The 22,100-nt window shown below is 59.5% G+C and carries 18 protein-coding genes and 1 pseudogene; 9 read left to right on the top strand and 10 right to left on the bottom strand.

Annotation, left to right across the window (positions count from 1 at the left end; translation table 11 throughout):
- Window positions 1-8 precede the first annotated feature (8 nt).
- Complete coding sequence (locus AC097P_RS13660) at window positions 9-1,718, top strand: response regulator (protein ID WP_479610961.1); 1,710 nt, start codon at window positions 9-11, stop codon at window positions 1,716-1,718.
- A gap of 75 nt (window positions 1,719-1,793) precedes the next feature.
- Entirely contained in the window at window positions 1,794-2,558 is a 765-nt protein-coding gene (locus tag AC097P_RS13655) for a DUF72 domain-containing protein (protein ID WP_479610960.1), read from the top strand.
- A gap of 9 nt (window positions 2,559-2,567) precedes the next feature.
- Here AC097P_RS13655 and AC097P_RS13650 read toward each other — a convergent pair whose 3' ends face one another.
- The 4 genes from AC097P_RS13650 to AC097P_RS13635 form a co-directional block, all read right to left on the bottom strand.
- Entirely contained in the window at window positions 2,568-3,065 is a 498-nt protein-coding gene (locus tag AC097P_RS13650; RefSeq protein ID WP_479610959.1) for a hemerythrin domain-containing protein, read from the bottom strand.
- 174 nt (window positions 3,066-3,239) lie between these two features.
- The gene (locus tag AC097P_RS13645; RefSeq protein ID WP_479610958.1) at window positions 3,240-4,181 is read right to left on the bottom strand and encodes a hypothetical protein; all 942 of its coding nucleotides are present in this window, start codon (window positions 4,179-4,181) and stop codon (window positions 3,240-3,242) included.
- Window positions 4,182-4,288: 107 nt separating this feature from the next.
- Window positions 4,289-5,482, bottom strand: a complete 1,194-nt coding sequence (locus tag AC097P_RS13640) for an SGNH/GDSL hydrolase family protein (protein ID WP_479610957.1) — start codon at window positions 5,480-5,482, stop codon at window positions 4,289-4,291.
- Between the two features lie 15 nt (window positions 5,483-5,497).
- Window positions 5,498-5,641 (bottom strand): hypothetical protein, encoded by a 144-nt coding sequence (locus AC097P_RS13635; RefSeq protein WP_479610956.1) that lies wholly within the window; start codon window positions 5,639-5,641, stop codon window positions 5,498-5,500.
- Between the two features lie 257 nt (window positions 5,642-5,898).
- On the opposite strand from AC097P_RS13635, the gene AC097P_RS13630 reads away from it, so the two are divergent.
- Window positions 5,899-6,384: a hypothetical protein gene (locus tag AC097P_RS13630; protein WP_479610955.1), complete on the top strand. Its 486-nt coding sequence runs from the start codon at window positions 5,899-5,901 to the stop codon at window positions 6,382-6,384.
- Here the strand turns inward: AC097P_RS13630 and AC097P_RS13625 are convergent.
- The 3 genes from AC097P_RS13625 to AC097P_RS13615 form a co-directional block, all read right to left on the bottom strand.
- On the bottom strand, window positions 6,381-7,436 hold the full coding sequence (locus tag AC097P_RS13625; RefSeq protein WP_479610954.1) for a threonine aldolase family protein: 1,056 nt from the start codon (window positions 7,434-7,436) through the stop codon (window positions 6,381-6,383). The genes AC097P_RS13630 and AC097P_RS13625 overlap by 4 nt on opposite strands.
- 83 nt (window positions 7,437-7,519) lie before the next feature.
- Entirely contained in the window at window positions 7,520-8,341 is an 822-nt protein-coding gene (locus AC097P_RS13620) for an N-acyl homoserine lactonase family protein (RefSeq protein ID WP_479610953.1), read from the bottom strand.
- 54 nt (window positions 8,342-8,395) lie between these two features.
- On the bottom strand, window positions 8,396-9,115 hold the full coding sequence (locus AC097P_RS13615) for a hypothetical protein (RefSeq protein ID WP_479610952.1): 720 nt from the start codon (window positions 9,113-9,115) through the stop codon (window positions 8,396-8,398).
- Between the two features lie 322 nt (window positions 9,116-9,437).
- Here AC097P_RS13615 and AC097P_RS13610 point away from each other — a divergent pair, with 322 nt between their 5' ends.
- Window positions 9,438-10,583, top strand: a complete 1,146-nt coding sequence (locus tag AC097P_RS13610) for an HPP family protein (RefSeq protein ID WP_479610951.1) — start codon at window positions 9,438-9,440, stop codon at window positions 10,581-10,583.
- Window positions 10,584-10,649: 66 nt separating this feature from the next.
- Window positions 10,650-11,720, top strand: a complete 1,071-nt coding sequence (locus tag AC097P_RS13605) for a LacI family DNA-binding transcriptional regulator (RefSeq protein WP_479610950.1) — start codon at window positions 10,650-10,652, stop codon at window positions 11,718-11,720.
- Window positions 11,721-11,755: 35 nt separating this feature from the next.
- On the opposite strand, the gene AC097P_RS13600 is transcribed toward AC097P_RS13605, so the two are convergent.
- Entirely contained in the window at window positions 11,756-13,300 is a 1,545-nt protein-coding gene (locus tag AC097P_RS13600) for a tryptophan halogenase family protein (RefSeq protein WP_479610949.1), read from the bottom strand.
- A 219-nt stretch (window positions 13,301-13,519) separates the two neighbouring features.
- Between AC097P_RS13600 and AC097P_RS13595 the strand changes: the two genes are divergently transcribed.
- Together AC097P_RS13595 and AC097P_RS13590 are read left to right on the top strand one after the other, a co-directional pair.
- Window positions 13,520-15,907, top strand: coding sequence for a TonB-dependent receptor (locus tag AC097P_RS13595; protein WP_479610948.1), 2,388 nt, complete (start codon window positions 13,520-13,522; stop codon window positions 15,905-15,907).
- Window positions 15,908-16,078: 171 nt separating this feature from the next.
- Window positions 16,079-17,446 (top strand): GH1 family beta-glucosidase, encoded by a 1,368-nt coding sequence (locus tag AC097P_RS13590; protein ID WP_479610947.1) that lies wholly within the window; start codon window positions 16,079-16,081, stop codon window positions 17,444-17,446.
- Here AC097P_RS13590 and AC097P_RS13585 read toward each other — a convergent pair.
- Window positions 17,421-17,609: a glycoside hydrolase family 9 protein gene (locus tag AC097P_RS13585; protein WP_479610946.1), complete on the bottom strand. Its 189-nt coding sequence runs from the start codon at window positions 17,607-17,609 to the stop codon at window positions 17,421-17,423. The two genes, AC097P_RS13590 and AC097P_RS13585, sit on opposite strands and share 26 nt — an antisense overlap.
- A gap of 49 nt (window positions 17,610-17,658) precedes the next feature.
- Window positions 17,659-19,212 (bottom strand): annotated as a pseudogene (locus AC097P_RS13580) (glycoside hydrolase family 9 protein); the annotation flags it as partial.
- Window positions 19,213-19,330: 118 nt separating this feature from the next.
- Between AC097P_RS13580 and AC097P_RS13575 the strand changes: the two are divergent.
- Both AC097P_RS13575 and AC097P_RS13570 read left to right on the top strand, forming a co-directional pair.
- Window positions 19,331-20,692: a GH1 family beta-glucosidase gene (locus AC097P_RS13575; RefSeq protein WP_479610945.1), complete on the top strand. Its 1,362-nt coding sequence runs from the start codon at window positions 19,331-19,333 to the stop codon at window positions 20,690-20,692.
- The gene (locus tag AC097P_RS13570) at window positions 20,689-22,038 is read left to right on the top strand and encodes an MFS transporter (protein WP_479610944.1); all 1,350 of its coding nucleotides are present in this window, start codon (window positions 20,689-20,691) and stop codon (window positions 22,036-22,038) included. The genes AC097P_RS13575 and AC097P_RS13570 overlap by 4 nt, the downstream gene beginning before the upstream one ends.
- Window positions 22,039-22,100 lie beyond the last annotated feature (62 nt).

The following is a 22,100-nucleotide window of genomic DNA, read 5'->3' as shown; positions in this document are numbered from 1 at the left end:
GACTGCCGATGATCACTAAAACTACGTTGGACACCGAGACACCCGCCCCGCTGCGTGTCAATATTCTGCTGGTGGATGATGAGCCGCGGAATTTGGCTGTGTTGGAAACTGTCCTGGATGATCCAAGCTACCGTCTGGTGCGCGCCAATTCTGGCGATGAGGCACTGCTCGCGCTGATGGCTGATGAGTTCGCGGTGTTGGTGCTGGATGTGCGAATGCCAGGCATGACCGGTTTTGAGTTGGCGCAAATGGTGAAGGAGCGGCGCAAGACAGCCCGTATCCCCATCATCTTCCTGACCGCTTATTACAACGAAGACCAGCATGTTCTGGAGGGCTACACCAGCGGGGCAGTTGACTATTTGCACAAGCCGGTGAACCCGTCGGTGCTGCGTTCTAAAGTTGCGATATTTTCAGAGTTGCACCGTAAAACCTTGGCACTGGAACGCGCCAATGCAGCCCTCGTAGAAGAAGTTGCGGAGCGGTGTAGCGCTGAGGCGCGCCTGGGCGAGCTCAATGCCACGCTGGACCGTCGCGTTACCGAGCGTACAGAGGCCTTGCGCTCTAGCGAAGCGCGGCTGCGGGAAGCGGACCGACGCAAGGATGAGTTTCTGGCGACACTCGCACATGAGTTGCGCAACCCCTTGGCTCCCGTTAGAAACGCCGTGCACATCTTGCGACAAAAAGGCGCCATGACGCCCGAGACAAAGTGGGCCGCGGAAATCATTGAGCGCCAAATTCGAAGCATGGGTCGTCTGGTTGATGATCTGATGGATACCGCCAGGATCAACCAGGGAAAGATAGAGCTGCGGCCCGAACGCATTGAGCTCGCGCGTGTCTTGGGGGATGCTGTTGACGCCTGCCGTCCTTTCATAGACGAGTGTGCCCACTCATTGAAAGTAGAAGCTGATTGCGGGCAGGTGTGGCTGAACGCCGACGGTATCAGACTCACCCAGGCTTTCATGAACCTGTTGCACAACGCGGCGAAGTACATGGCGCGCGGCGGCTCGATCGGGGTAACCATCCAACCGCGCGAGATCGATGTTGTGGTCACTATCAGGGACGCTGGTATCGGCATCGCCTTCGAAAGGCTGCACAGCATTTTTGATATGTTTTCCCAGGTCGAGTCCGCGTTGGAGCGCTCACAGGGTGGTTTGGGCATCGGCCTCACCTTGACGCGACGGCTGGTGGAGCTTCATGGCGGCACTGTTGTGGCGCACAGTGCTGGCCTAGGGCACGGTAGCGCGTTCGAGGTGACATTGCCACTGGCCGAGCAGCGGCCTGAGGATGAAGATGGCGCGTCAGCCAACCCGCAGCTGCCCCCGGTGCCGCAAGCGGACGGACGGCTCCGTATTTTGGTTGCAGATGACAACCAGGACAGTGCCATTACGCTGGCATTCCTGCTGGAGGCGATGGGCCACAGCGTCCGCCACGTCCATGACGGAGCGGCGGCCGTGGAGATGGTCGAAGGCTTCGATCCGCAATTGGTGGTGCTTGACATCGGCATGCCCAAGCTCAATGGATACGAGGCCTGCAAACAGATTCGCAAATCGGCGGGGGGGAGTGCGCGGACCATCGTGGCCGTGACTGGCTGGGGTCAACCCAGTGACCGGCGCACATCCCAGGACGCGGGCTTTGACCGGCATCTTGTCAAGCCACTCGATCTGGCTGAGTTACAGGCGGTGATCGCCACCGTGCTGTCGGCGCACCAAGGGCGGTAGAAACAGCTGCAATGCTTGGCGCGCAGTGTGCGCCAGCAGACGATCAAGCGCGCAGAAAAACCTAAACTGACGGACATGGAATCAACACGTAAGTCAGACGGCATGGAAGCCCTCATGGGGTGTGCGGGATGGAGCAACGTGTCTGCGCTGTCTGCTACCGGCGTGGTTCAAGCCAGCCAGCTGGAGCGCTACGCTGCCGTACTCAATGCAGTAGAGATCAACTCGTCGTTTTACCGCGCGCACCGCCAGAGCACCTATCTGCGTTGGGCGGACAGCGTGCCGACGGCGTTCCGCTTTTCTGTCAAATTACCGCGCACCATCACACACAGCTTGCGACTGTCTCGGGCAGACGCACTGTTGGCGCAGTTTTACAACGAGACGTCGGGCTTGGCAGAAAAGCTGGGATGCGTGTTGGTGCAATTGCCGCCCAGCTTGCAGTTGGAGCCCGTGGCTGCAGATGCGTTCTTTGCAACCATGAGAACCCTGTTTTCTTGCATGATTGCATGCGAGGCACGGCATGCAACGTGGTTCGCGGCCGACGCGACTGCAATACTCCAGGCACAAGGCATCACCCGGGTTGTTGCGGACCCACCGAAAGGGCAGAGCGGACCACATGAGCCGACGACCCCGGCGTCTTACACCCGCTTGCATGGGTCGCCCCGCATGTACTACTCTTCATACCCGGACGCTTATCTCGCAGAAGTAGCCGATCGGTTGGCTGTTCAGGCAAAAAGAGTGCATCCGTCCTGGGTCATTTTCGACAATACAGCCTCGGGCGCCGCCTTGCACAACGCCCTGGCACTCCAGGCGCTGCAGCAGGGCGTACCGACCGAGACCTAGCCGCGCGGGTCAGCCGATTGAATCGGCCATCAACTCCTCTTTGCGGGCTGCCATCTCAGCACCCAATTCGGACATGTCCAAATTGGCGGCTTTTGCCTTGGGGAACATTTCGGATTGCTCCTCCTTTACGTGGTGCTTCACATACTCGGATAGCACTTTGATCTTGGCATCGAACATCTCGCCGTCGGGTGTTTGCCCCTCAACTTGGGCAATAAGTGCTTTCAACGTGGCGTGCTCTACGGTGGCCTCGGGAACGAGTTCCTTATCTTTCAATGCGTTTTTGACCGCAGGATAAAAGATCTCTTCTTCCACTTGGGCGTGTACGGTCAGTTCTTGGCAGATACGTGCAACAAGCTCCGTCTTTTTATTGGTGGAGCGCGTTTTCTCGTATTCATCGAACAGATCGCTGACCAATTTATGGTCGGCACGCAGCATGGTGATGGCGTTCTGCGAAGCAGGTTTTGTTGTGGAAGAGTTTGTTTTCTTCACGGGCGTGGAAGTGGACATTGGCGATGTACTTTCTGTAATGGATTAAGGACGGGGATGGGTGTAATAGCTGCATCTAGCGCAGAAACAGCGCAATCAAGATGATGATGGGAATCGGTATGCCGAGCAAAAATAGGATCACGGAACGCATAAGTACTCTCCTTTGGTTGCGGACAAAAAAATGGGGGCTTTGCTTTATGCCGGGGAGACGTTGTCTCGCTCTCGCCCTCCGAGCGTGGCGGTGAAGCTGGCGATAAACGCGCCGCACAGAAGCGCAATGAAGAGCCACAGCGACGCCTGGATACCCGCTTTGCGGGCCTTGTCTGCGGCGTCCGCTGCGGCGGCCTTTGCTTTAGACATGCTGGACTGCATGGCGGTATAGGTATCGGTCACCCGGCGCTCTGCTTCTGCCGGGGGCAAGCCGGTACGCTGTGAAACCAGTTGTCCCACGTAGCGCGTGTCTTGAGGGGCCATCTTTTCTGCGGTGGCCGCATTGACGAAGATGCGTGTGACTTCGGCTACAGGCAAAGCTGCGTTGTCTTGGGCTATAGATGTGGCGCCCGGTGCTGCGGTGGGTACAGCGGTCGTTGAGGTGAGCTGCGGCTCCTTGCGGAACAGTGAATCCACCATGTAAGCCATGGGGCCGGAATCGTCCGAATGAGGGTGCATAGCTGTAGCAGCTACACCTTTGCCCGCGCTGACCGCACCAGAGGCGATAGAAGCCGATGCCTCTGTTGCCGCGCCGACCGCACTGGCCGTCGCTGACAGCAGTATCGATGCCGTCACGAGCGTTGCTACAGCCCACGCCAAGAGGCCGTGAGCAGTGTCACGGAAGTACACCTCGTCAGTGTGGGCGGCAGCCCAGCGCGTGCGCAGCCTGCCAGCCAGGTAGCCGCCCAGCGCACTGGCGCAAAGTTGGGTAACGGTAACCCAGACAATGCTGGATACGCCGAAGGTAGAGGCCTGCACACCTCTTTGCGCCCAAGGGGACACGGCCGACAATCCCAGACCTACCCCTAATGACAGCAACACCAACGAAGCGGCTGCCGCAATCGCGGCGCCTGCGAATATCGCGCCCCACGAGACAGCAGAAGGGCTATCTGCGGTCTCCACATAGGTAATGTCATTAGGTGTCATGCGAGCTCCTGGATAGTTTGTATTGACACGAACGATAGGCGCCTGGTCGGAATTGGTCCGTGCGCTGCGCTACAGAAATGCGTAAACCTGCGACGACACAACGTGCCTTACTTAGCCGCTAACTGTTTCAAAACGGCGTCGCCGATCAGTTGGTGCAGTGCTGGCGTCGGATGAAAGTCATCGGCAAATGCGTAGCTCTGCCACCAACTGGCCGACCCTTCGCCGGATGGGATGTGGGATGAAAGGTAGGACACATTGCACACAAGGACTGTTGCCGGCTGGCTGAGACTTGGCAGGCCCACCCGATCAAGCCCGGCGGTCACCTTTGGACAGACTGGGGTGGTGGTGTTTGTCAGCCCATACTGCGACGGATGTGTCAGGATTTGCGTGAAAAGGCTGTTCAGATCAACGGTATGCACCGAGCCGTTGACAAAGCCACTGGCAAGCGCGCTGTTGAAGGCCGACGTCCATGCGCGCACGGTAATTTCTGCTGCATCCCGTGGCGCAGTACCCGGCTGTGCACCCAGTGCGGCCATGACACCTGCAAACAGCGGCGTGGTGCTGATGTCCACCGCATTGAAGACGATCACCTTGCGAACGCCTTTGGCGAGTACTTTGCTTTGAATGGTTTGTACAAGCTGCTGCGCCAGTGCCTGCGCGTAGGCCGAAACAGCTGCATTCAAACTGTTGGCAGTAGGTGTGTCGGTCACCAGCGCGCGCACGGTTGCAGGTGGCAGCACGGTAGAGAGTTTGTCTGTCAGCGTGTTGATACCCTGTGGAGTGGTTGCCCCCAGATAAGCGCCTAACAGATCAGCCAGGTCGTTTGCGCCCCCGTCCACGATGACGATGTCCGCCGCTGTTAGCGATGCAGAGGCGACCGAGATTTGGTCCAGTATGGACAGTGGGTTGGCGCCGTCGACAGCTGAACGGCTATCTCCGCGGGTGTTGATACGACCCCCGGCGACTGCATAGTTGGTACAAGCCGTGTTCGGCAAGAAGCCTGAGCCAGCAAAGTTGAAGTAGGGGCAAAGTGAGCCGCCGCCTAGGCCGCTGGCGACGCGCTCCGACATGACTTCGTGCGGCTTTCCCTTATCTGAATTTTGGACGGTAACCTTGAAGCCGAAAGTGCCGCTGTCCATCAAGCTGTCGCCAAAAACCTTCACCACCGGCTGGGTGGGTGGCTCAGGATCGCGCTTAACCTCATCTTGGGTTCCCCCGCCGCATCCAACAACCAACAGCGCGCTGGTAATGGCAGCAACCGACGATAGAACCCATGTGCGTGCAAACGCGTTATTGCCCATAGCTTGAAATCTGCCTCAATGGAACAATATCGACAGATGAAGGATGTATGCCGTTGACGCGGCAGTTGCGCACAGCAACACGAGGACGTAGGCCAAGCCAGCGCGCGCGTAGTCGCTCTCTGGGTCTGAGGCGTCTGAATCTGAAGTTTCGTTTTGCATAGATTTCTCCATCGTCTTCCAATTGGGTGGGTACCCAAAGATATCCAGCGGTTTGCCACGCTTCTGTACGGTGTGCCACAAAAGCTTGGAAGCCGACGCGCTGCACTGCGTCGCGGGGAGGGTGCGGTGACCCACAGACGCCGCTGTCGGTAGAGATAACGATAGCTTTGCCGTGCCGACATCCAGCTAGCTAGAAACACCAGACCCGGGCGTTGGCAGAGGCGAATACATAACCTACTTTTACAAGTGAGCCGACTATGCAAACTGCAGAAACTATTGAACGCAAGATTGCCAACCGCGATCCCCTCACCGGTGCGCCCGGCGCCCACCCCGTGGGTACAGGTATCGGTGCGGCACTGGGCGGGGCAGCCGCTGGTGCGGCAACGGGCACGGTCGCTGGACCGGTAGGTACGGTGGTCGGCGCTGCTGTAGGCGCCATCGTGGGTGGGCTGGCTGGAAAGGGCGTCGCAGAGACGATGGATCCAACCGTTGAATATGCGTACTGGCGTGACAACTACGCTAGTCGACCTTATGTGTCAGAAGGCGGAACATTCGACGATTACGGACCTGCATACGTGTTCGGCATCCATTCCTCGGCGAAGTTCGATGGACGCACCTTTGACGAGATCGAACCTGATATGGCCCGCGAATGGGAAACCGTGCGCGGCGGGTCCAACCTGACATGGGACGGTGCGCGGGACGCATCCCGTGATGCGTGGGAGCGTGCACGCTTGCCGCGTTAGGGCGTGTCGCCGCCGGCCACGAGTAGCGCGGCTAACACATCCGCAGCCCTTTCGCACTGTGTGCCGTCCACGTCCAGGTGTGTGACGGCGCGCACTGTGCGGGGCCCAAAGGCATTAACCAGCACTCCCTGTTCGCGGGCTCGTGCGCTGAGAGCGGCCGCGTCCAGCGCAACAGACGCCGGCAGATGGAAAACGATGATGTTGGTCTGGACCGTTGCCAAATCCAGCTGCACCGGGTAGCCTGCCAGCAGGCGCTCTGCAAATGCCCGCGCATTTGCATGGTCTTGCGGCAAGCGCGCCAGATGGTGGTCCAGCGCATACAGAGCCGCGGCACTGAAAATGCCGTTCTGGCGCATCGCTCCGCCCAGGCGTCGCCGGTGTCGGTCGGCAGCGGCAATCAGATCCCTGGACCCGGCCAGCATGGAGCCACCGGGTACACCCAATCCTTTGCTGAAAGCGACAGCCGTCAAATCGAAGGGGGCTGCCAGCGTGGCAAGCGTTAATCCGCTGGCGGCGCTGGCATTCCACAGCCGGGCGCCATCCAGAAACGTGGCCAGACTCAGCTCGCGGGCGGTAGCGCAGATGCGAACCACTTCAGGCTGCGGCACGACGACACCACCCGCGCGGTTGTGCGTGTTCTCGACCTGGACCAGGGTCGTTGTCGGGAAGATTGCAAAGTTGCGCGGCTTGGTCGCAGCCCGCAGCGCATCCGCAGTGAAGATTCCGCCGTGCCCGATTTCGTGGATCTGCACGCCGGCGTTGGCCGCGGCGCCACCGGCTTCGTGCCAGGCGGCATGCGATTCGCGGCGGGCCACCACCTCGTCACCGGGGCGCGTCAGCGTGCGCAGCGCCGCCTGGTTGGCCATGGTGCCGCTGGGTAGCCACACAGCCGCTTCCTTGCCCAGCAGCTCGGCCACGCGTGCCTGCAGCCGGTTGGTGCTGGGGTCTTCGCCGTACTGGTCGTCACCCACCTGGGCCGATGCCATGGCCGCGCGCATGGCGGGGGTAGGGCGGGTGACGGTGTCGGAGCGCAAGTCTATGGGTGTTGGCATGGGTTTTACATGAGAAATTGGCCGCTAGCCCTCGTGGAACGTGCGTAACCAGCTATGAGTTTTATAGCATCCAATAAAACGACCTATTGCGCAAAGGCTGGGAAGGCGGGCAGTTTGCCGACGTCGCGCGCATCGTGCTGGATGACCACCGTGGCCTTGAGGTTGGCGGCGGCCTTCTTGAACCGGTCCAGCGATGCCAACGTGTCCCCACGGTGGGTATTGAAGACCGGCACGCCGTTGCTTTCGTAGTTTTCGTGGAAGTGGCTCAGGTCGCCGGTGAGCAGCACATTGCCCTTTTCCTTCAGCCGCACCAGCAGGCTGTGGTGGCCCGGCGTGTGACCTGGGGTGTTGATAACGACCACGCTGCCATCGCCGAACACATCCTTGTCGCCGGCCAGCGGCTCGATCTTGCCGGCGCCGCTGCTCCAGTGGGTGAACGGTGCCGTGTTGATGCCGGCAGCGGGTTTGGGCGCGCTGACGGCGTCCCAATCGCCCTTGCCGATCAGCACGGTAGCACCCGGGAAGGAGGGCAGTTGTCCGGTGTGGTCGCTGTGGTAGTGGCTAATCCCTACGTACTTGATCTGTTCGGGCTTCAGGTTGAGTTGCGCCAGCTGGTCAACGATGCTGACCTTCGGCGCCGGGGCGCCTGCGCTCATGGAGTGGCCAGTGTCCCATAGCATGTAGTCGCTACCATGGCGGATCAGGTAGCAGCTGTAGGTGAACAGCACCTTGACGTCGTTGTAGGCATAGGAATCGGAAAAGCGTGCCACATCGTTGAGCACCGGTGTGCCGCACTCAATGCGCGCCAGCGTCAGATCTGGCTGGGCTTGTTGGGCTGCCGCGGGCAGGGCGGCAAAGGCGCTGATCAAACCAGCCAGCATCGTTAGGGTGTGTGTGCGGGGCATTACTTTCTCCTGTCGTGTGGGGGCCGTGGGTACGGTGCGACGGAGTGTATCGATTCAAGCGCCGTGCTGCAGCCAGCGGCCGGAATGGGGGCACACGCTACCGGCTACGCCGTCCACCCAGACCTGCTCTGTATCCAGCAGCGCCGCGTTGGCAGTGTCTGTGTCGAGGCAGATCTCAAGCGCGTGCACGATGGCATCATCCTCAATAGGAAGTTCCCAGGTTAGAAACACCTGGGTGCGATCCTGGTCGGCGGGGAAGTGCGCCACATCAAAACCATCGCTGTTGCGGTCTATGACGGCGTGGGGCTGGCCCGTGTCGAACACCACGGCGGTGCCCCGGGTCAATGGAATGCGTTGGCCGGTGAATGGAAAGTGGAGGTCCAGCCCGCGGTCTTCGCTGAGGAAGAGATTGCAGAAGGCCGATCCGCCGTACTGCGCGCCATCGTGGTGGTAACGCGCGCCGCGGCAGGCCATCAATGCAATGTCGCCAGAGGCGAAGGCTTGCTGCAGGCCGAGTGTGCGCATCCAGTCGCGCATGGCGGTCACGCAATCTGCGTAGTTGGGCCAGCGCGCACGTGCACGCGCCAGCGGCAGCACCTCCACGTCTCCGGGTTCCAACTCCAGTTGTACCGTCACCTCGCGGAGCCAATCAGCAGCCAGCCTTGCAGGCGGCGCCGGAACATCCAGGGCGCCTGTCAGCACGATATTGCCCACGCTGCGGCTGAGCATGGTGTCGCCAGTGCGGTAGTAGGCGGTGTGCAGGGTATTGCGCATGAATAGAAGTGTAGAGGTGGCGACTTGTTCGATCGCGCCGTGTAAAAAAAAGTAAGTCAAGTCAACTTTGTGACGCAAGTGCCGTTGTAGTTGAACGTGTCGCTCATCTACTAGATGTTCGAGGCGGAAACGTACAGCCATGAAAGTCAAGCACAGCCGCACTAACAACAACGCTGTTGCAAAGACTGCCACAAAGCCAGTGGACGCTGCGACCCAGTAGGCTTAATCAAACTGATGGTCGGTTTGAGGGCGCCGGGGAAACCCGGCGCCCTTCTTCATCGTTTTTATTTTGCGCAGTGGCATACCGCATAATTCGCGGCCCATGCCAACCACCCGTCCCTCCACCGTTGCCTTGCTCGCCTGGCTTAACCGATTCTTGCCGGCATCGATGACGATCCAGGCCTCCGAACGCTGGCGGATTGTTGCAGGGGCCGCGGTGGGGATCTTGTTCACGGGCCTTTTGAGCAAGTGGATCACTCCGGGCACTACGCCATGGCTGATCGCTCCCATAGGTGCCAGCGCTGTACTGGTTTTCGCGTTGCCTGCAAGTCCGCTGGCCCAACCATGGCCCGTGATCGGTGGGAATGCAGTATCGGCGCTGGTAGGAACGGCGTGTGCGCTGCTGGTGCCGGACACCGTTGTCGCTGCTACGCTGGCGGTCGCCCTTGCCATCGGAGCCATGATGTACCTGCGGTGTCTGCACCCGCCCGGTGGCGCTGCCGCATTGCTGGTGGTGCTCGCTCACAGCGATACCTGGTCGTTTGTAGCGTTTCCGGTGGTCTGCAATTCGCTGCTGCTGGTAGCCGTAGGGCTGGCCTTCAACACGATGACCGGACGCCCCTACCCCCACAAGCATGCACTGCAAAAGGAAGCCACACCGGCCGAAGGCTCTCGCCGCTTCACGCGCGAAGACCTGAACGTGGCGCTGCAGCATTACAACCAGGTGATAGACGTAGACCCCGAGGATCTGGTGGAGCTGCTGCAATATGCCGAGGCTGCTGCCTACCAACGAACCTTGGGCGAATTGCGCTGCAAGGACATCATGACCCCCAACCCGCAAGTTGTGGAATACGGCACAGGGCTTGGTGAAGCCTGGGCGCTGATGCGCAAGTACCAGGTCAAGGCGCTGCCCGTGGTAGACCGGGCGCGCAGGGTGGTGGGTATCGTCACCGTCGCGGATTTCCTGCGCCACGCCCGCCTGGAAGACCACACCGGCTTGGCAAGCCGCCTCCAGAGCATGCTGCGTCCATCAGGGCTCTTGCACAGCGACCGCCCCGAAGCGGTTGGACAAATCATGACCCGCAAGGTGCGGGTTGCCAGTGCAGACCGGCATGCGGTCGAGTTGCTACCTCTGTTTTCGGAAGCGGGGCACCACCACCTTCCCATCATTGACCACGAGAACCGTTTGGTTGGCATCTTGACGCAATCGGACCTGGTACGGTCATTGAGCAAAGCGGTGCAGCCGTGACGCCATGCGTCGGCAGTGCCGTGCGATACTAAAAAAAGGAATCCTATGGACAAGGGACGTTAAGCCATGGCTAGTTTGGGAAAAGTAGGATCGGCGGCAACTATCAACGATGTCGCAGAGCGTTCCGGTGTATCGATCAAAACCGTTTCGCGTGTCATTAACCAGGAGTCCGGGGTTCATCCGCTGACGCGCGAGCACGTGCTCAAAGTGGTGGCTGAGTTGAAATACCGGCCCAAGCTGTCGGCGCGCAGCCTGGCCGGCGCGCGGTCCTTCCTGATCGGTCTCTTGTACTACGACCCCAGCGCGGCATTTGTGGGTGACGTGCAGCAGGGCGCCACGCTGCGTTGCCGTGAAGCGGGTTACCACCTTGTGGTCGAATCATTGCACAACGACGCACCGGACCTTGCCCAACAGGTCGCCCGCATGGTCAGTGCGCTGCAGCCCGACGGCATGATCCTTACGCCACCGCTGTGCGACAACCCTGCCGTGTTGAAGGCGCTGCGGGAGAACCAGACCCCCTGTGTCTTGCTGTCGCCCGCGCGTGATGTCAAGGGCATGGCCAGCGTGCGCATGGACGATGCCAAGGCCGCCGAAGAGATCACCAATTTGCTGATCAGCCTGGGCCATGAACGTATCGCTTTCATCAAGGGGCCGCCCGACCAGGCTGCCTCAGGCCTGCGTTACCAGGGTTACTTGCGCGCCATGAAGGCGCACCGAATTCCGGTGGAGCAAGAGTTCGTATGTCAGGGCGATTTCGTGTTTGCCTCCGGTGTAGAGGCCGCACACCAATTGATCAGCCGCCGGGTTCGCCCCACGGCCGTGTTTGCCGGCAACGATGACATGGCTTTGGGCGTGCTCTCCGCCGCCCAGCGCCTGGGTCTGACTGTTCCTGGCGATTTGTCGGTCGCAGGCTTCGACGATTCACCGGCAGCCAGTCTGATATGGCCACCCTTGACGACGGTGCGCCAGCCCAAGAACGCCATGGCGCGGGTTGCTGTGGAGATGCTGATTGCGGCCAACCGCAATGATGCACCCGAGGCGACGGCGGATACCCTGCACCGCGTACTGCCCCATGAGCTTGTGGTCCGTGATTCCACCAGTACGTACAAAGCCAACGCGACAGGCAAGCGGCGCTGAGGCGGCGTTGGCACCTGCCACGCCCCTGCATTTCATCAGACGGGGCGGGCGCATAGGCCGCTGACAAGCGAACGGTGGGTGGGCAGATCGGCCAGCGCCCGATGCCCCATTTTTTGAATCATGTTGAATTCGTGGCGCGCCTCGTCCATGCGCGGGTAGGCAGCACGGCTGGGCCCCAGATCGGTTTTGAACTCCATACCGTACAACACATATTGCCAACTCGATGGCGGGTACATCTCTAGGTCGACGACAAAGTCCAGGCGGTGGGGCGGGCGGCAGCGCCACATGCTCAGTTTTTCTTTCAAGGTGTCGGGAATGGTGTGGGCTGCAGTGTTGTCCAACCAGAATGGGGAGTCAGTGCGCTGGGTCAGGCAATAGTGCATCTTCACGAAGTCCACGATGCGCTCGTAGCGGGCTAGCATCAATTCGTTGAACAGCTTGGCGACTGGCGCCAAGTCGCCGTCGCGCGGAAACAAATAGCTGACCAGGTAAGCCGCGGTTTCTATCAGACCGATCCCCGAGGACTCCAGTGGCTCCAGGAAACCGCCCGACAAACCAACCGCCACGCAATTCTTGATCCAGTGCACGTCACGGTAACCCACGTTCAGCTTTAGCTTGCGCGGCGCCATTGCATCGCCCGCTGGACCAATGTATGAGCGCAGCACTTGCTCCGCACGTGCATCATCGGTGTAGCGGCTGGAGTAGACGTAGCCTATGCCGCGCCGTTGTTGCAGGCCAATGTCCCAGGTCCAACCGGCTTCGTGCGCGGTGGAGATGGTGTAGGAAGGTATCGGCGTGTCCACGCCGGCGTAGGGCACCTGCATGGCCAGCGCGCTGTCAACAAACAACACGTCATTGATGTTGCGAAAGCGTGAGCCCAAGGCCTTGCCGATCAACGCGGCGTGGAAACCCGTGCAGTCAATGTACAGATCAGCGGTAAGGGTGCCGCACTCCCGCGTCACGACGCCTGCGATGGCGCCGTCTTCTGCCAGTGTGACCGTGTCAACCGTGGCAATGGTGTGTGCAACACCCAGTGACTTGGCGTGTGTGGCCAACAAGGCTGCAAAGCGCCCTGCATCGAAATGGTAAGCGTAGTTGAGTGGGCCCAGGTAGTCGCCATCACTGGAGCGCTTGGGGCCGTGCGACGCATCGGCCACGCGCTTCTGCATCGTGCAGGCCTCTGCAAATGCAGCGCCATTATCGTCCGCGCCCAACAGCCAGTAGGGCAACAAATCTGGTCCACCGGCGCGCTGGCTTGGCAAGCTGAATGGGTGGAAGTAGTGGCCCGTTCCTGGTGTGCCTGGCGGGCGTACCCAATCTACAAATTGAATACCTTGTTTAAACGTGGCGTTGCACTCGCGGATGAACCGTGCCTCGTCGATCCCAATGGCTGCAAGCGTGCCCCGTATGGACGGAAACGTGCCCTCGCCGACGCCGATGATGCCGATGTCGGTGGACTCGACCACCCTGATCTGAACACCTGCGCCCGCTGCAATGCCGAGAGTTCTGGCCAGAAAGGCGGCGGTGAGCCAACCTGCTGTTCCACCACCGACGATAAGTACATTTTCAATAGGTTTCACGGGTTCGTCCTTTTGCGATCAATGTGGATTTGAGCAGAAGAAATTCGCAAAAATTCAGGGTTAACCCGAACGTTTGCAGCAACAAAAACACACCAAATAGACAGCGTTGTCATTTTTGTTGACAGCGCTGTCTAAATTGTTGCATTATCGGCCCACTCCGACGACGAACGCAGCGTTTCGGCAGTGCACAGATAACATCAACACAGACAGGAGACAAAAGTGAAGAATCCAGCATCCCGGTTACGAAAAGGTTTAGCGTCCCCCATCCAGCTTGCCATCTTTACGCTATTGGCCGGCGCCGGTTCTGCGTACGCACAAGCCAAAGTGGATGGCTCTGATGTTGCGTTGCCCGAAGTGGTTGTGACCGCAACCAAGCGCCTATCGACTTTGCAAACCACGCCGATCGCCGTGACGTCGATCAGTGCTGCCGAACTGGACAAGCACCACGTCCAGACCGTGCAAGACATTGCGGCCCTCGTGCCCAGCTTTCAGGGCACGACCCAAGGAGATCACGGCGTCATCACCATGACACTGCGGGGCATCGGCAATGACAGCGCCAAGACCGAATACGCTGACCCCGAAATCGCCATCTTTGTCGACGGCATTTACGCGCCGCGCGCGGAAGGTGCAGCGTCGCTGTTGTTTGACATGGACTCCATCGAAGTTCTGCGCGGACCGCAGGGTACCTTGTGGGGGCGCAATTCCACCGTGGGCGCGGTGAACATGCAGACCGCCAAACCAGTGCTGAAAGAACAATTCGGTAGCGTGCAGGGCGGCCTGGGCAGTTTCAACAAGATCAGCGGCCGCGCCAACTTCAACGTGCCGTTGGGTGAGACATCTGCGATGCGCGTGGCGGTAGTGCACGAGGCGCACGATGGCTACGTCGACTACCAGACCCCCACCCGCTACACGGTGGCACAGCAGCAGGCCGCATATCTGGCGGGCGGTGGCACGTTGGCCAACTTCCAACCGATCAACTACAACCTGTTCACGCAGGGTGGACAAAAATACAACGCACAGGACCAAAGTGCGGCCCGTGTCAGCTTCTTGTTCAAGCCGTCGAATGCCTTGTCGTGGAACGTGTCGTACGAGAAGTTCATTGACCGCGGTACACCTAGCATGGACTTAATGCAGACCCCCCGTGCAGGCCAAAGCCTGTGGTCGGCGCTGATTGACACAGCGCCCTATCTCAAGCGCGATGTCGACACCGTTCGCAGCCGTTTGGATTACGACCTGGGTAACATGAGCCTGGCCTACACCGCCGGCTATTCCCGTTTCACCGGGTCGAGCACCTTTGACCAGGACCGTGGTATCAACGTGCCCACCAGCTTCAACACCGGTGGCAGCTACCAGGAAGACCGCACCAACTGGTCTACCTACACCAACTACAGCCATGAGTTGAGCTTGCAATCCACGGGCAAGCGCGACGTGGACTGGATCTTGGGTGCTTATTACGCTGCGGAAGACAATGGCATTCGTTTTGACATCCCGATCATCAACGGTACGCAGCAAGGCACCGTAGGCTGGCAAGGTTCTTTCATCCAGCCCAAAGAAACGGTGAAGTCGGTCGCCGTGTTTGGCCAGGTCACCGCGAATGTCAGCGACGCGTTGCACCTGACCGGTGGTTTGCGCTTCACGCAGGACGAGCGCGAAAACGTTGGTGGTCGTGGACATGGTTGGGCCTATGACCCCGCCGTGGCTGGTCGCCCCATCGACCCCGGCCTGGACCCCGCACAGCCGGGTTCCGGGTTCAACAGTGGTTGCTGCAATGACGGTAAGTACAACAACAGCAAGATGACATGGCTGGCCCGAGTGAACTATGACATTAGCAAGGACACCATGGTGTACGCCAGCGTGTCCACCGGCTTCAAATCCGGCAGCGTGCAGGATGGTGGCGCAACTTACAAACCGGAGACCCTGACCAATTATGAGTTCGGTACCAAACAGAGCTTTCTGGGCGGCAAGGTCAAGTTCAACAACGCTATTTACTACTCGGACTTCAAGGACTTCCAGTTCTCTGCGCCAGTGCTGAATGCGGATGGAACCCGTTCCTTCCTGACGGACAACGCTGAGGGGGCCAAGGTGTCGGGCTTCGAGTCTGAAATTTCCGCCAAGCTCACACCGGATGACCGCGTGCAGGCAACGCTAGCGTTCATCGATACGAAGTTGGGCAAGCTGATCGGTCTGAGCAACGACTACAACCTGCCGGCGCCTTGCACGATCATCGTCATCGGTAACGGATGCCTGGATGTGACCGGCAACCGCCTGGCGCACGCGCCGACCTTCTCGGCAACGGTTCAGTACGAGCACACATTCCGTTTGGGAGACGGCGCCTCGCTGACACCGCGCATCAGCCTGCACTACGAAACCGACAGCTGGTTGAGTATCTTCAACTACGGCGAACTGGACAGGCAGGCCGCCTACACGCGCACGGATCTGGGACTGCGCTACAACTCGGGCAAGTCGTGGTACGCGGACGCGTTCATCCGCAATGCGGAAAACGCCAACATCAAGACCAGTGCTGCAGGTGGGCCAACCATCGCTACGGCCGTGGCGCAGTACATGCCGCCACGCACCATCGGCATCAACGTCGGCTACAACTTCTAACCGCCAGCCGGTTAAGTAAACCGCCGCCTGTGCGCGGCGGGCGCCCTGCGATTTCAATGGGGTTCCGATTCGGGGCGGATCGGTTGGGTGTCGCCATCCTCTTTAGCGGCGGCACCCTTTTTTGACGCCACATTCAGCGTCTCCACACGCACCAATTCCTTGACTGCATCCATGACATCGAACGTCTCCACATTACCGTCACCGATTGACCTGTGCCAGAGCTTTCGCCCGGACTTCCAATGGGGAGCGGCCACCAGCGCAGCCCAGATAGAAGGCGCCGCACACACCGATGGCAAAGGTCCTTCGATTTGGGATAGCTATTGCGCACAGCCGGGCCGCATCAATGATGGCTCCAATATCGACATCGCCTGTGACCACTACAACCGTTTTGAGAGCGATGTCGCGCTGATCAAAGGACTGGGCCTGGACGCGTATCGTTTCTCCATCGCATGGCCCCGCGTGCAACCCACCGGTGAAGGCCCGTGGAACGAGGCTGGCTTCGCCTTTTACGACTGCTTGATCGATGCGCTACTCGCCGCAGGCATACGCCCGCACGTAACCCTTTACCACTGGGATCTGCCGTTGGCGCTGCACCAGCGCATTGGCGGATGGACCTCGCCGGCCATCGTGCCACTGTTCGCGGAGTATGCGCGCGAAGTAGCGCGCCGCTTTGGCCCCCGTCTTGCCAGCATTGCTACATTGAATGAACCATGGTGTGTGGCTACGCTGGGTTACGAGACCGCGCAGTTCGCACCAGGCGGGACCAGCCGCGCAACGGCAGCCCAGGTTTCCCACCACCTGATGATGGCGCATGGCGCCGCTATCAAGGCCATGCGCGAAATGTGCGCAACGCCACTGGGTGTGGTGCTGAACCACACGCCGGCATTCCCGGCCGAGGCCTTGGAGGCTGACCGGCATGCGGCGCGTATTGACGATGGGCTGAACGTGCGCTGGTATATGGACCCTATCTTCCGGGGTAGCTACCCGGCGGACATTCTGGAATACCTTGGCACTGACGCACCAACCGTTGCGACCGAAGATTTGGCTTTGATCCACCAGCCATTGGATTTTCTGGGTGTCAATTTTTACACCCGTAGCTTCATCAGCACGCAACAGCCACCTAAAGCACCGCCTGGACGGCAAGGGTTTACCGACATGGGGTGGGAGATTTACCCTAAAGCGCTGACCCAGCATCTGGTGCGGATTAGCCGCGAATACTCGCCCCCGCCAATCTTCATCACCGAAAACGGCATGGCCAATGCGGATCAAGTGATCGACGGTCGTGTGCCGGACAAAGAGCGCATCACCTATTTGCGCGAACACCTTGCAGCGTTGGCAGTGGCCATTGAGCTGGGTGTAGACGTACGCGGCTATTTCTACTGGAGTCTGTTCGACAACTTCGAATGGAACTCGGGCTACACCAAGCGTTTCGGCCTGTTTCATGTGGACTACGCTACGCAAACCCGCCTCGCCAAAGACAGTGCGCATTGGTATAAAAGCTTCATTGCCGACTTTAAGGCGCGGCCAAGTCATTCATAAAGTCGAGCACCCAAGCCAGCGAAGCGTTCCAGTTGATGGCCACCTCGTTGACCGAGTAGGCGTCGATGTGGTCCGACCAGCATGTGGCCGGTCGTGCAATACAGCTTGCTAGCTGCTTGGCCGCAAGCGGATCCTGCAGGCCAGAGTTGGGGCCACCGCTCAATGCGCCTGGCGGAGCAAAGGGCAACGCGGGGCCTAGCGCACTTGCCCCAGAAACGATGATGCGGGTATTGGGCCGCTACGCTACCCGAGCCAGTTACAAACGACATTGAAAACGTATTGCGTCCGAAGAGGTAGTCAACGCCCTTTGTCACGCCATCTGCGTACACGCGGTCCTTGCTGAAGGCGTAGGCCAAACCCATCAACAGCAGCCGGTTCGCAACGCCTCCATTCGATCCCCAGTCGTACATGGTCTGCGCAAGCGGGGTTGAGTAGCCTGATGCGTGTTGGGTGCGCAAATGCGTTGTCGCGATAGCGATGATCTGCGCTTGGGCGGCAGCCCGTCGACCCGCGGTGGCGGGCGTCACCACCGTGGCCAAAGACGCCAATCCTGCCAGCTCCGTATTCGCCCAGTTGAAATCGGTGCGGGTGATTGCATAGGCGTCAATGATTGGCAGGTAGCGGTCCTCGCCCGTTGTGAGAAGAAGCTCAACAGCTGCCCAATAGAACTCGTCGCCCACAGTGGCGTCGTCGTACGCACCGCCGCCATTGTCATAACCACCGCGGTAAATATCCGTAGGGTTCAGCAGCGCCGCATCCCAGGCTGACTTGGCGGCGTATAGGCACTTCTCTGAAAATGCCGGGTCTAAGTATTTCCAGATGCGCGCCGCCTGTGCGGCAGTAGCCGCCAAGTTAAGCGTGGCAGCGGTTGACGGGGGAACTAGTGCCCGCCGTTGTGGGTCTTGGTCTGGAGCGGTTGGCAACCCGGTCCAGCCAACATCGTGCACTTTGTGGTGCACCATACCCGCCATGGCTTGCCCCTCGGGGACCTGCATTGCCAGCATGAACTCCAGCTCCCAACGCACCTCGTCCAGCAGGTCTGGTATGCCGTTCGTGCTTTCCGGAATATTGAGCATGCTGTCTCCCAAGCGTACCGTGGTTCCCCAGAACAAGCCCCGCTCGTACATGTTCATCAGCGTCCACACCGATATGCCAGCGTTTACAACGTACTTACCATGGTCACCCGCGTCATACCAACCTTTGGGAACATCCAGTGTGTACTGGCAGGTTCCCTCCCAGCATGGGACCTTGAAGTCACCCCTGTTTGCGCCTTGGTTGATATGACCCGCCGCCCGTGCCCACTTGCTGTGGGACACAAAGGATGTATTTCCACCTCCCGTGAACTGTGTGGCAATCGCGATACCACTGCGGTTGTGGTAGAAATATTTCAGCGCGTCGTACAGTGGCGCGCGAAACAGCGCACGCGAGATAGCAAATGGGTAGCTTGTGTCGTCGCCGACTGTCAGGACAAAGCCGAAGCCAGTCGTGGTCACCGAACCGAAGTCGATCTGCTGAACCAGGTCTCCACTCGAAGCGTCTGGCATACCGACCGAAGTATTTCCGCTCGCTACGGTCTTGCCGTCCTTGTGCAGCCACCATTGGTGCGGCGCGGTACCGTCAGTCTTGTAGCTTGCAGTCTTGGCGCTATGGGGTAGGTAGCCCAACTGGTTCACTCTGGGGTTTCCAACGTCGGCGTGCACAACGAGAGAATTCCCCTGCAGAAGAACGATGAGCAGTAATGGAACGCTGGCTTGAAGCTTGAACATATAAGTCCAGAGGTGAAATCGGGGAGGCTTTCGCGTATCTACTAAGCCAATCGTACGGCAAAATCAAAAAAATAGACAGCGCTGTCATAAATCAAAGTATGATGCGCTCCATATGAAAATGAACAGTCCTTCCTTCGTCACTTTGTTGGAGCTGTGCAGAAGTCTGCCAGCGGGTTTTCAATGGGGGGCGGCAACAAGCGCCGCCCAAATCGAAGGTGCGTTTGACGAGGACGGGAAGGGGCGTTCCATCTGGGACCAGTTCTGCACCGAGCCCGGGCGGATCAACGACGCGTCGGACATCCGCATTGCCTGCGACCACTACCACCGCTACGCGCAAGACGTGGGCCTGATGAAAGGCCTTGGTTTGGATGCCTACCGGTTTTCCGTAGCCTGGGCGCGGGTGCAGCCCTCTGGGCGTGGGGCCTGGAATGAGGCCGGTTTTGCCTTCTATGACCGCCTTCTCAATGCGTTGGGCGAAGCCGGGATCAAACCCCATCTCACGCTGTACCACTGGGATCTTCCACAAGCTTTGCAGGAAGACTTTGGTGGCTGGGAATCGCGCAAGGTCGTTCCGCTATTTGCCGCATATGCAGCCGAAGTCGCGCGGCGGTTTGGCGACCGGGTCGCGAGTATTTCCACACTGAACGAACCCTGGTGTGTTGCGACGCTGGGTTACGAGGTTGCGCAATTTGCGCCGGGAAAAGCAAACCGTGCGATGGCGATGCAGGTATCACACCATTTGATGATGGCCCACGGCGCTGCAGTGCAAGCGATGCGGGCGGTCACCCAGGCGCCGCTAGGGGTTGTGCTGAACCACACGCCAGCGTTTGCGGCCGACGTGCTGGAGTCAGATCGCAGAGCCACGCGTATTGACGATGGTCTCAATGTCCGCTGGTATATGGACCCTGTCTTTAGGGGCCAGTATCCGGCGGACATTGTGGAATACCTCGGAGCAGATGCACCGGCCATCGAGGCGGGTGATCTGGCCCTTATCCACCAGCCGCTCGACTTCCTGGGCATTAATTTCTACACGCGCAGCTTCATCAGTACGCAAACGCCGCCAACGCCTGCTCCGGGCAAGCGGGGCTTTACTGATATGGGTTGGGAGATCTACCCCGAGGCGCTGACGCAGCATTTGGTCAGACTCTCGCGCGAATACGCTCCGCCGCCAATCTTCATCACCGAGAACGGCATGGCCAATGCGGACCAGGTGGTGGATGGCCGCGTGGCTGACGTGGAGCGCATCCAGTATGTCGGTGACCACCTCAAAGCGCTGGCCCGTGCCGTCGAACTGGGCGTTGATGTGCGGGGATACTTCTACTGGAGTCTGCTGGACAACTTTGAGTGGAACTCCGGTTACACCAAACGTTTCGGACTCTTCCACGTCGACTATGCAACACAGCAGCGCCTGGCCAAGGACAGTGCCCTCTGGTACCGTGACTTCATAGCCGCATTCAAATCAAGCCGGGGACTTGTATGACACCAGCAACCCAGAAAAAACGTTCGGCGCTCTCCTGGGTGCCAAGCTCTTACCTGGCCGAGGGCATTCCCTTTGCGATGGTGATATGGGTTGCGGGAACCATGTTCAAAGACCTGGGCCATAGCGACAGTGAGATCACGGCGGCCACCGCCAGTGTTGGCATCATGTGGTCCCTGAAACCGTTGTACGCCGGGTTTCTGGACATGTTCAAGACCAAGCGTTTCTGGGTCATTGCGATGCAGTTGGTCATGGCGGCCTTGCTGGGCCTGTGGGCCTCGTCGCTTGCGGTGCCGAACTACTTTGTGTTCAGCATCCTCGTACTGTGGGTGCTAGCCTTCGCCTCAGCCACCCAGGATATTTGCATTGATGGCGTGTACATCACGTCGCTGGACCAGCGGGCACAGGGAAAGTTCATGGGACTCCAAGGCGCCTTCTGGAATGCCGGACGCATCTTTGCCACAGCAGCGGTTGTCGGAGTTGCAGGCTACTTGCAGAAGAAGGGCATGGACGCCAAGGGTGCTTGGGCCATGGCGCTGTCCGTCAGCATGGGCGCTATGGCGCTGCTGGCGGCCTACCACTACTTTGTGCTACCGCCGGGGTCGGTGCCGAACCGCCCCATGAACGCGGCAGCGGTCGTCAGCACCTTCAAGGACCAGTTCCTGGACTTCGTGAAGAAGCCGCATTTGTTGGGCATGCTGATGTTTGTGTTCCTGTTCCGTATGGGAGAGGGCTTTTTGCTGATCGAGGCGCCGCTCTTCATGCAGGGCTCTGTCGCTAACGGCGGTTTGGGCATGTGCGCGACGAACGCGATCAGCGCAGCTTGCCCGCATCTGCTGGAAGACAAAGCACTCATCGATGGCTTTATCAGCACCGTTGTGAGCCTTGCCTTCGGCATGCTGGGTGGCATTTTTGCCGGCCGGTATGGGCTGACTCGCACCACTCTGGTGTTTATGGCCGTGTGCCTGAACCTTCCCCACATCACCTTCTATATCCTGAGCTGCCTGGTATCCCCCGGCGCGCCAGTTTCCCTGCCGGTCATCGCAACCCTGGTGACGATAGAGAAAGCCGGCTACGCCTTTGGCTTCGTAGCCAATATGCTGTATATGATGCAGCAGATCTCACCCGGCAAGTACCACATGACGCACTATGCTTATTGCACGTCGATCATGAACCTGGTGCTGATCCCCACGCAAATGGCCAGTGGCTTTCTGGCGGACCACATGGGCTTTCAGACCTTCTTCCTGGTGGTCATGGCAGCGTCGATACCATCCGTTCTGGGCGCCTACTTCGCGCCGTTTCCTAACAGCCGCGGTGGAGGGCTTGAGCAGAGCCCGGCGCACCATTGACGCCGCGGTGAACGGCGAGTAACTGCGCAGCTGGGCCCGCCTAACAAGGCGCCGACACCAGT

The sequence above is a fragment of the Rhodoferax sp. ZS1R8 genome (assembly GCF_056521325.1).
This window is presented reverse-complemented; position numbering and strand designations above follow the sequence as displayed.

Bases quoted from the DNA above. Each gene is read 5' to 3' on its own strand.
- AC097P_RS13660 (WP_479610961.1), top strand. From the start codon at position 9: ATGATCACTAAAACTACGTTGGACACCGAGACACCCGCCCCGCTGCGT.
- AC097P_RS13655 (WP_479610960.1), top strand. From the start codon at position 1,794: ATGGAATCAACACGTAAGTCAGACGGCATGGAAGCCCTCATGGGGTGT.
- AC097P_RS13650 (WP_479610959.1), bottom strand. From the start codon at position 3,065: ATGTCCACTTCCACGCCCGTGAAGAAAACAAACTCTTCCACAACAAAA.
- AC097P_RS13645 (WP_479610958.1), bottom strand. From the start codon at position 4,181: ATGACACCTAATGACATTACCTATGTGGAGACCGCAGATAGCCCTTCT.
- AC097P_RS13640 (WP_479610957.1), bottom strand. From the start codon at position 5,482: ATGGGCAATAACGCGTTTGCACGCACATGGGTTCTATCGTCGGTTGCT.
- AC097P_RS13635 (WP_479610956.1), bottom strand. From the start codon at position 5,641: ATGCAAAACGAAACTTCAGATTCAGACGCCTCAGACCCAGAGAGCGAC.
- AC097P_RS13630 (WP_479610955.1), top strand. From the start codon at position 5,899: ATGCAAACTGCAGAAACTATTGAACGCAAGATTGCCAACCGCGATCCC.
- AC097P_RS13625 (WP_479610954.1), bottom strand. From the start codon at position 7,436: ATGCCAACACCCATAGACTTGCGCTCCGACACCGTCACCCGCCCTACC.
- AC097P_RS13620 (WP_479610953.1), bottom strand. From the start codon at position 8,341: ATGCCCCGCACACACACCCTAACGATGCTGGCTGGTTTGATCAGCGCC.
- AC097P_RS13615 (WP_479610952.1), bottom strand. From the start codon at position 9,115: ATGCGCAATACCCTGCACACCGCCTACTACCGCACTGGCGACACCATG.
- AC097P_RS13610 (WP_479610951.1), top strand. From the start codon at position 9,438: ATGCCAACCACCCGTCCCTCCACCGTTGCCTTGCTCGCCTGGCTTAAC.
- AC097P_RS13605 (WP_479610950.1), top strand. From the start codon at position 10,650: ATGGCTAGTTTGGGAAAAGTAGGATCGGCGGCAACTATCAACGATGTC.
- AC097P_RS13590 (WP_479610947.1), top strand. From the start codon at position 16,079: ATGACATCGAACGTCTCCACATTACCGTCACCGATTGACCTGTGCCAG.
- AC097P_RS13575 (WP_479610945.1), top strand. From the start codon at position 19,331: ATGAACAGTCCTTCCTTCGTCACTTTGTTGGAGCTGTGCAGAAGTCTG.
- AC097P_RS13570 (WP_479610944.1), top strand. From the start codon at position 20,689: ATGACACCAGCAACCCAGAAAAAACGTTCGGCGCTCTCCTGGGTGCCA.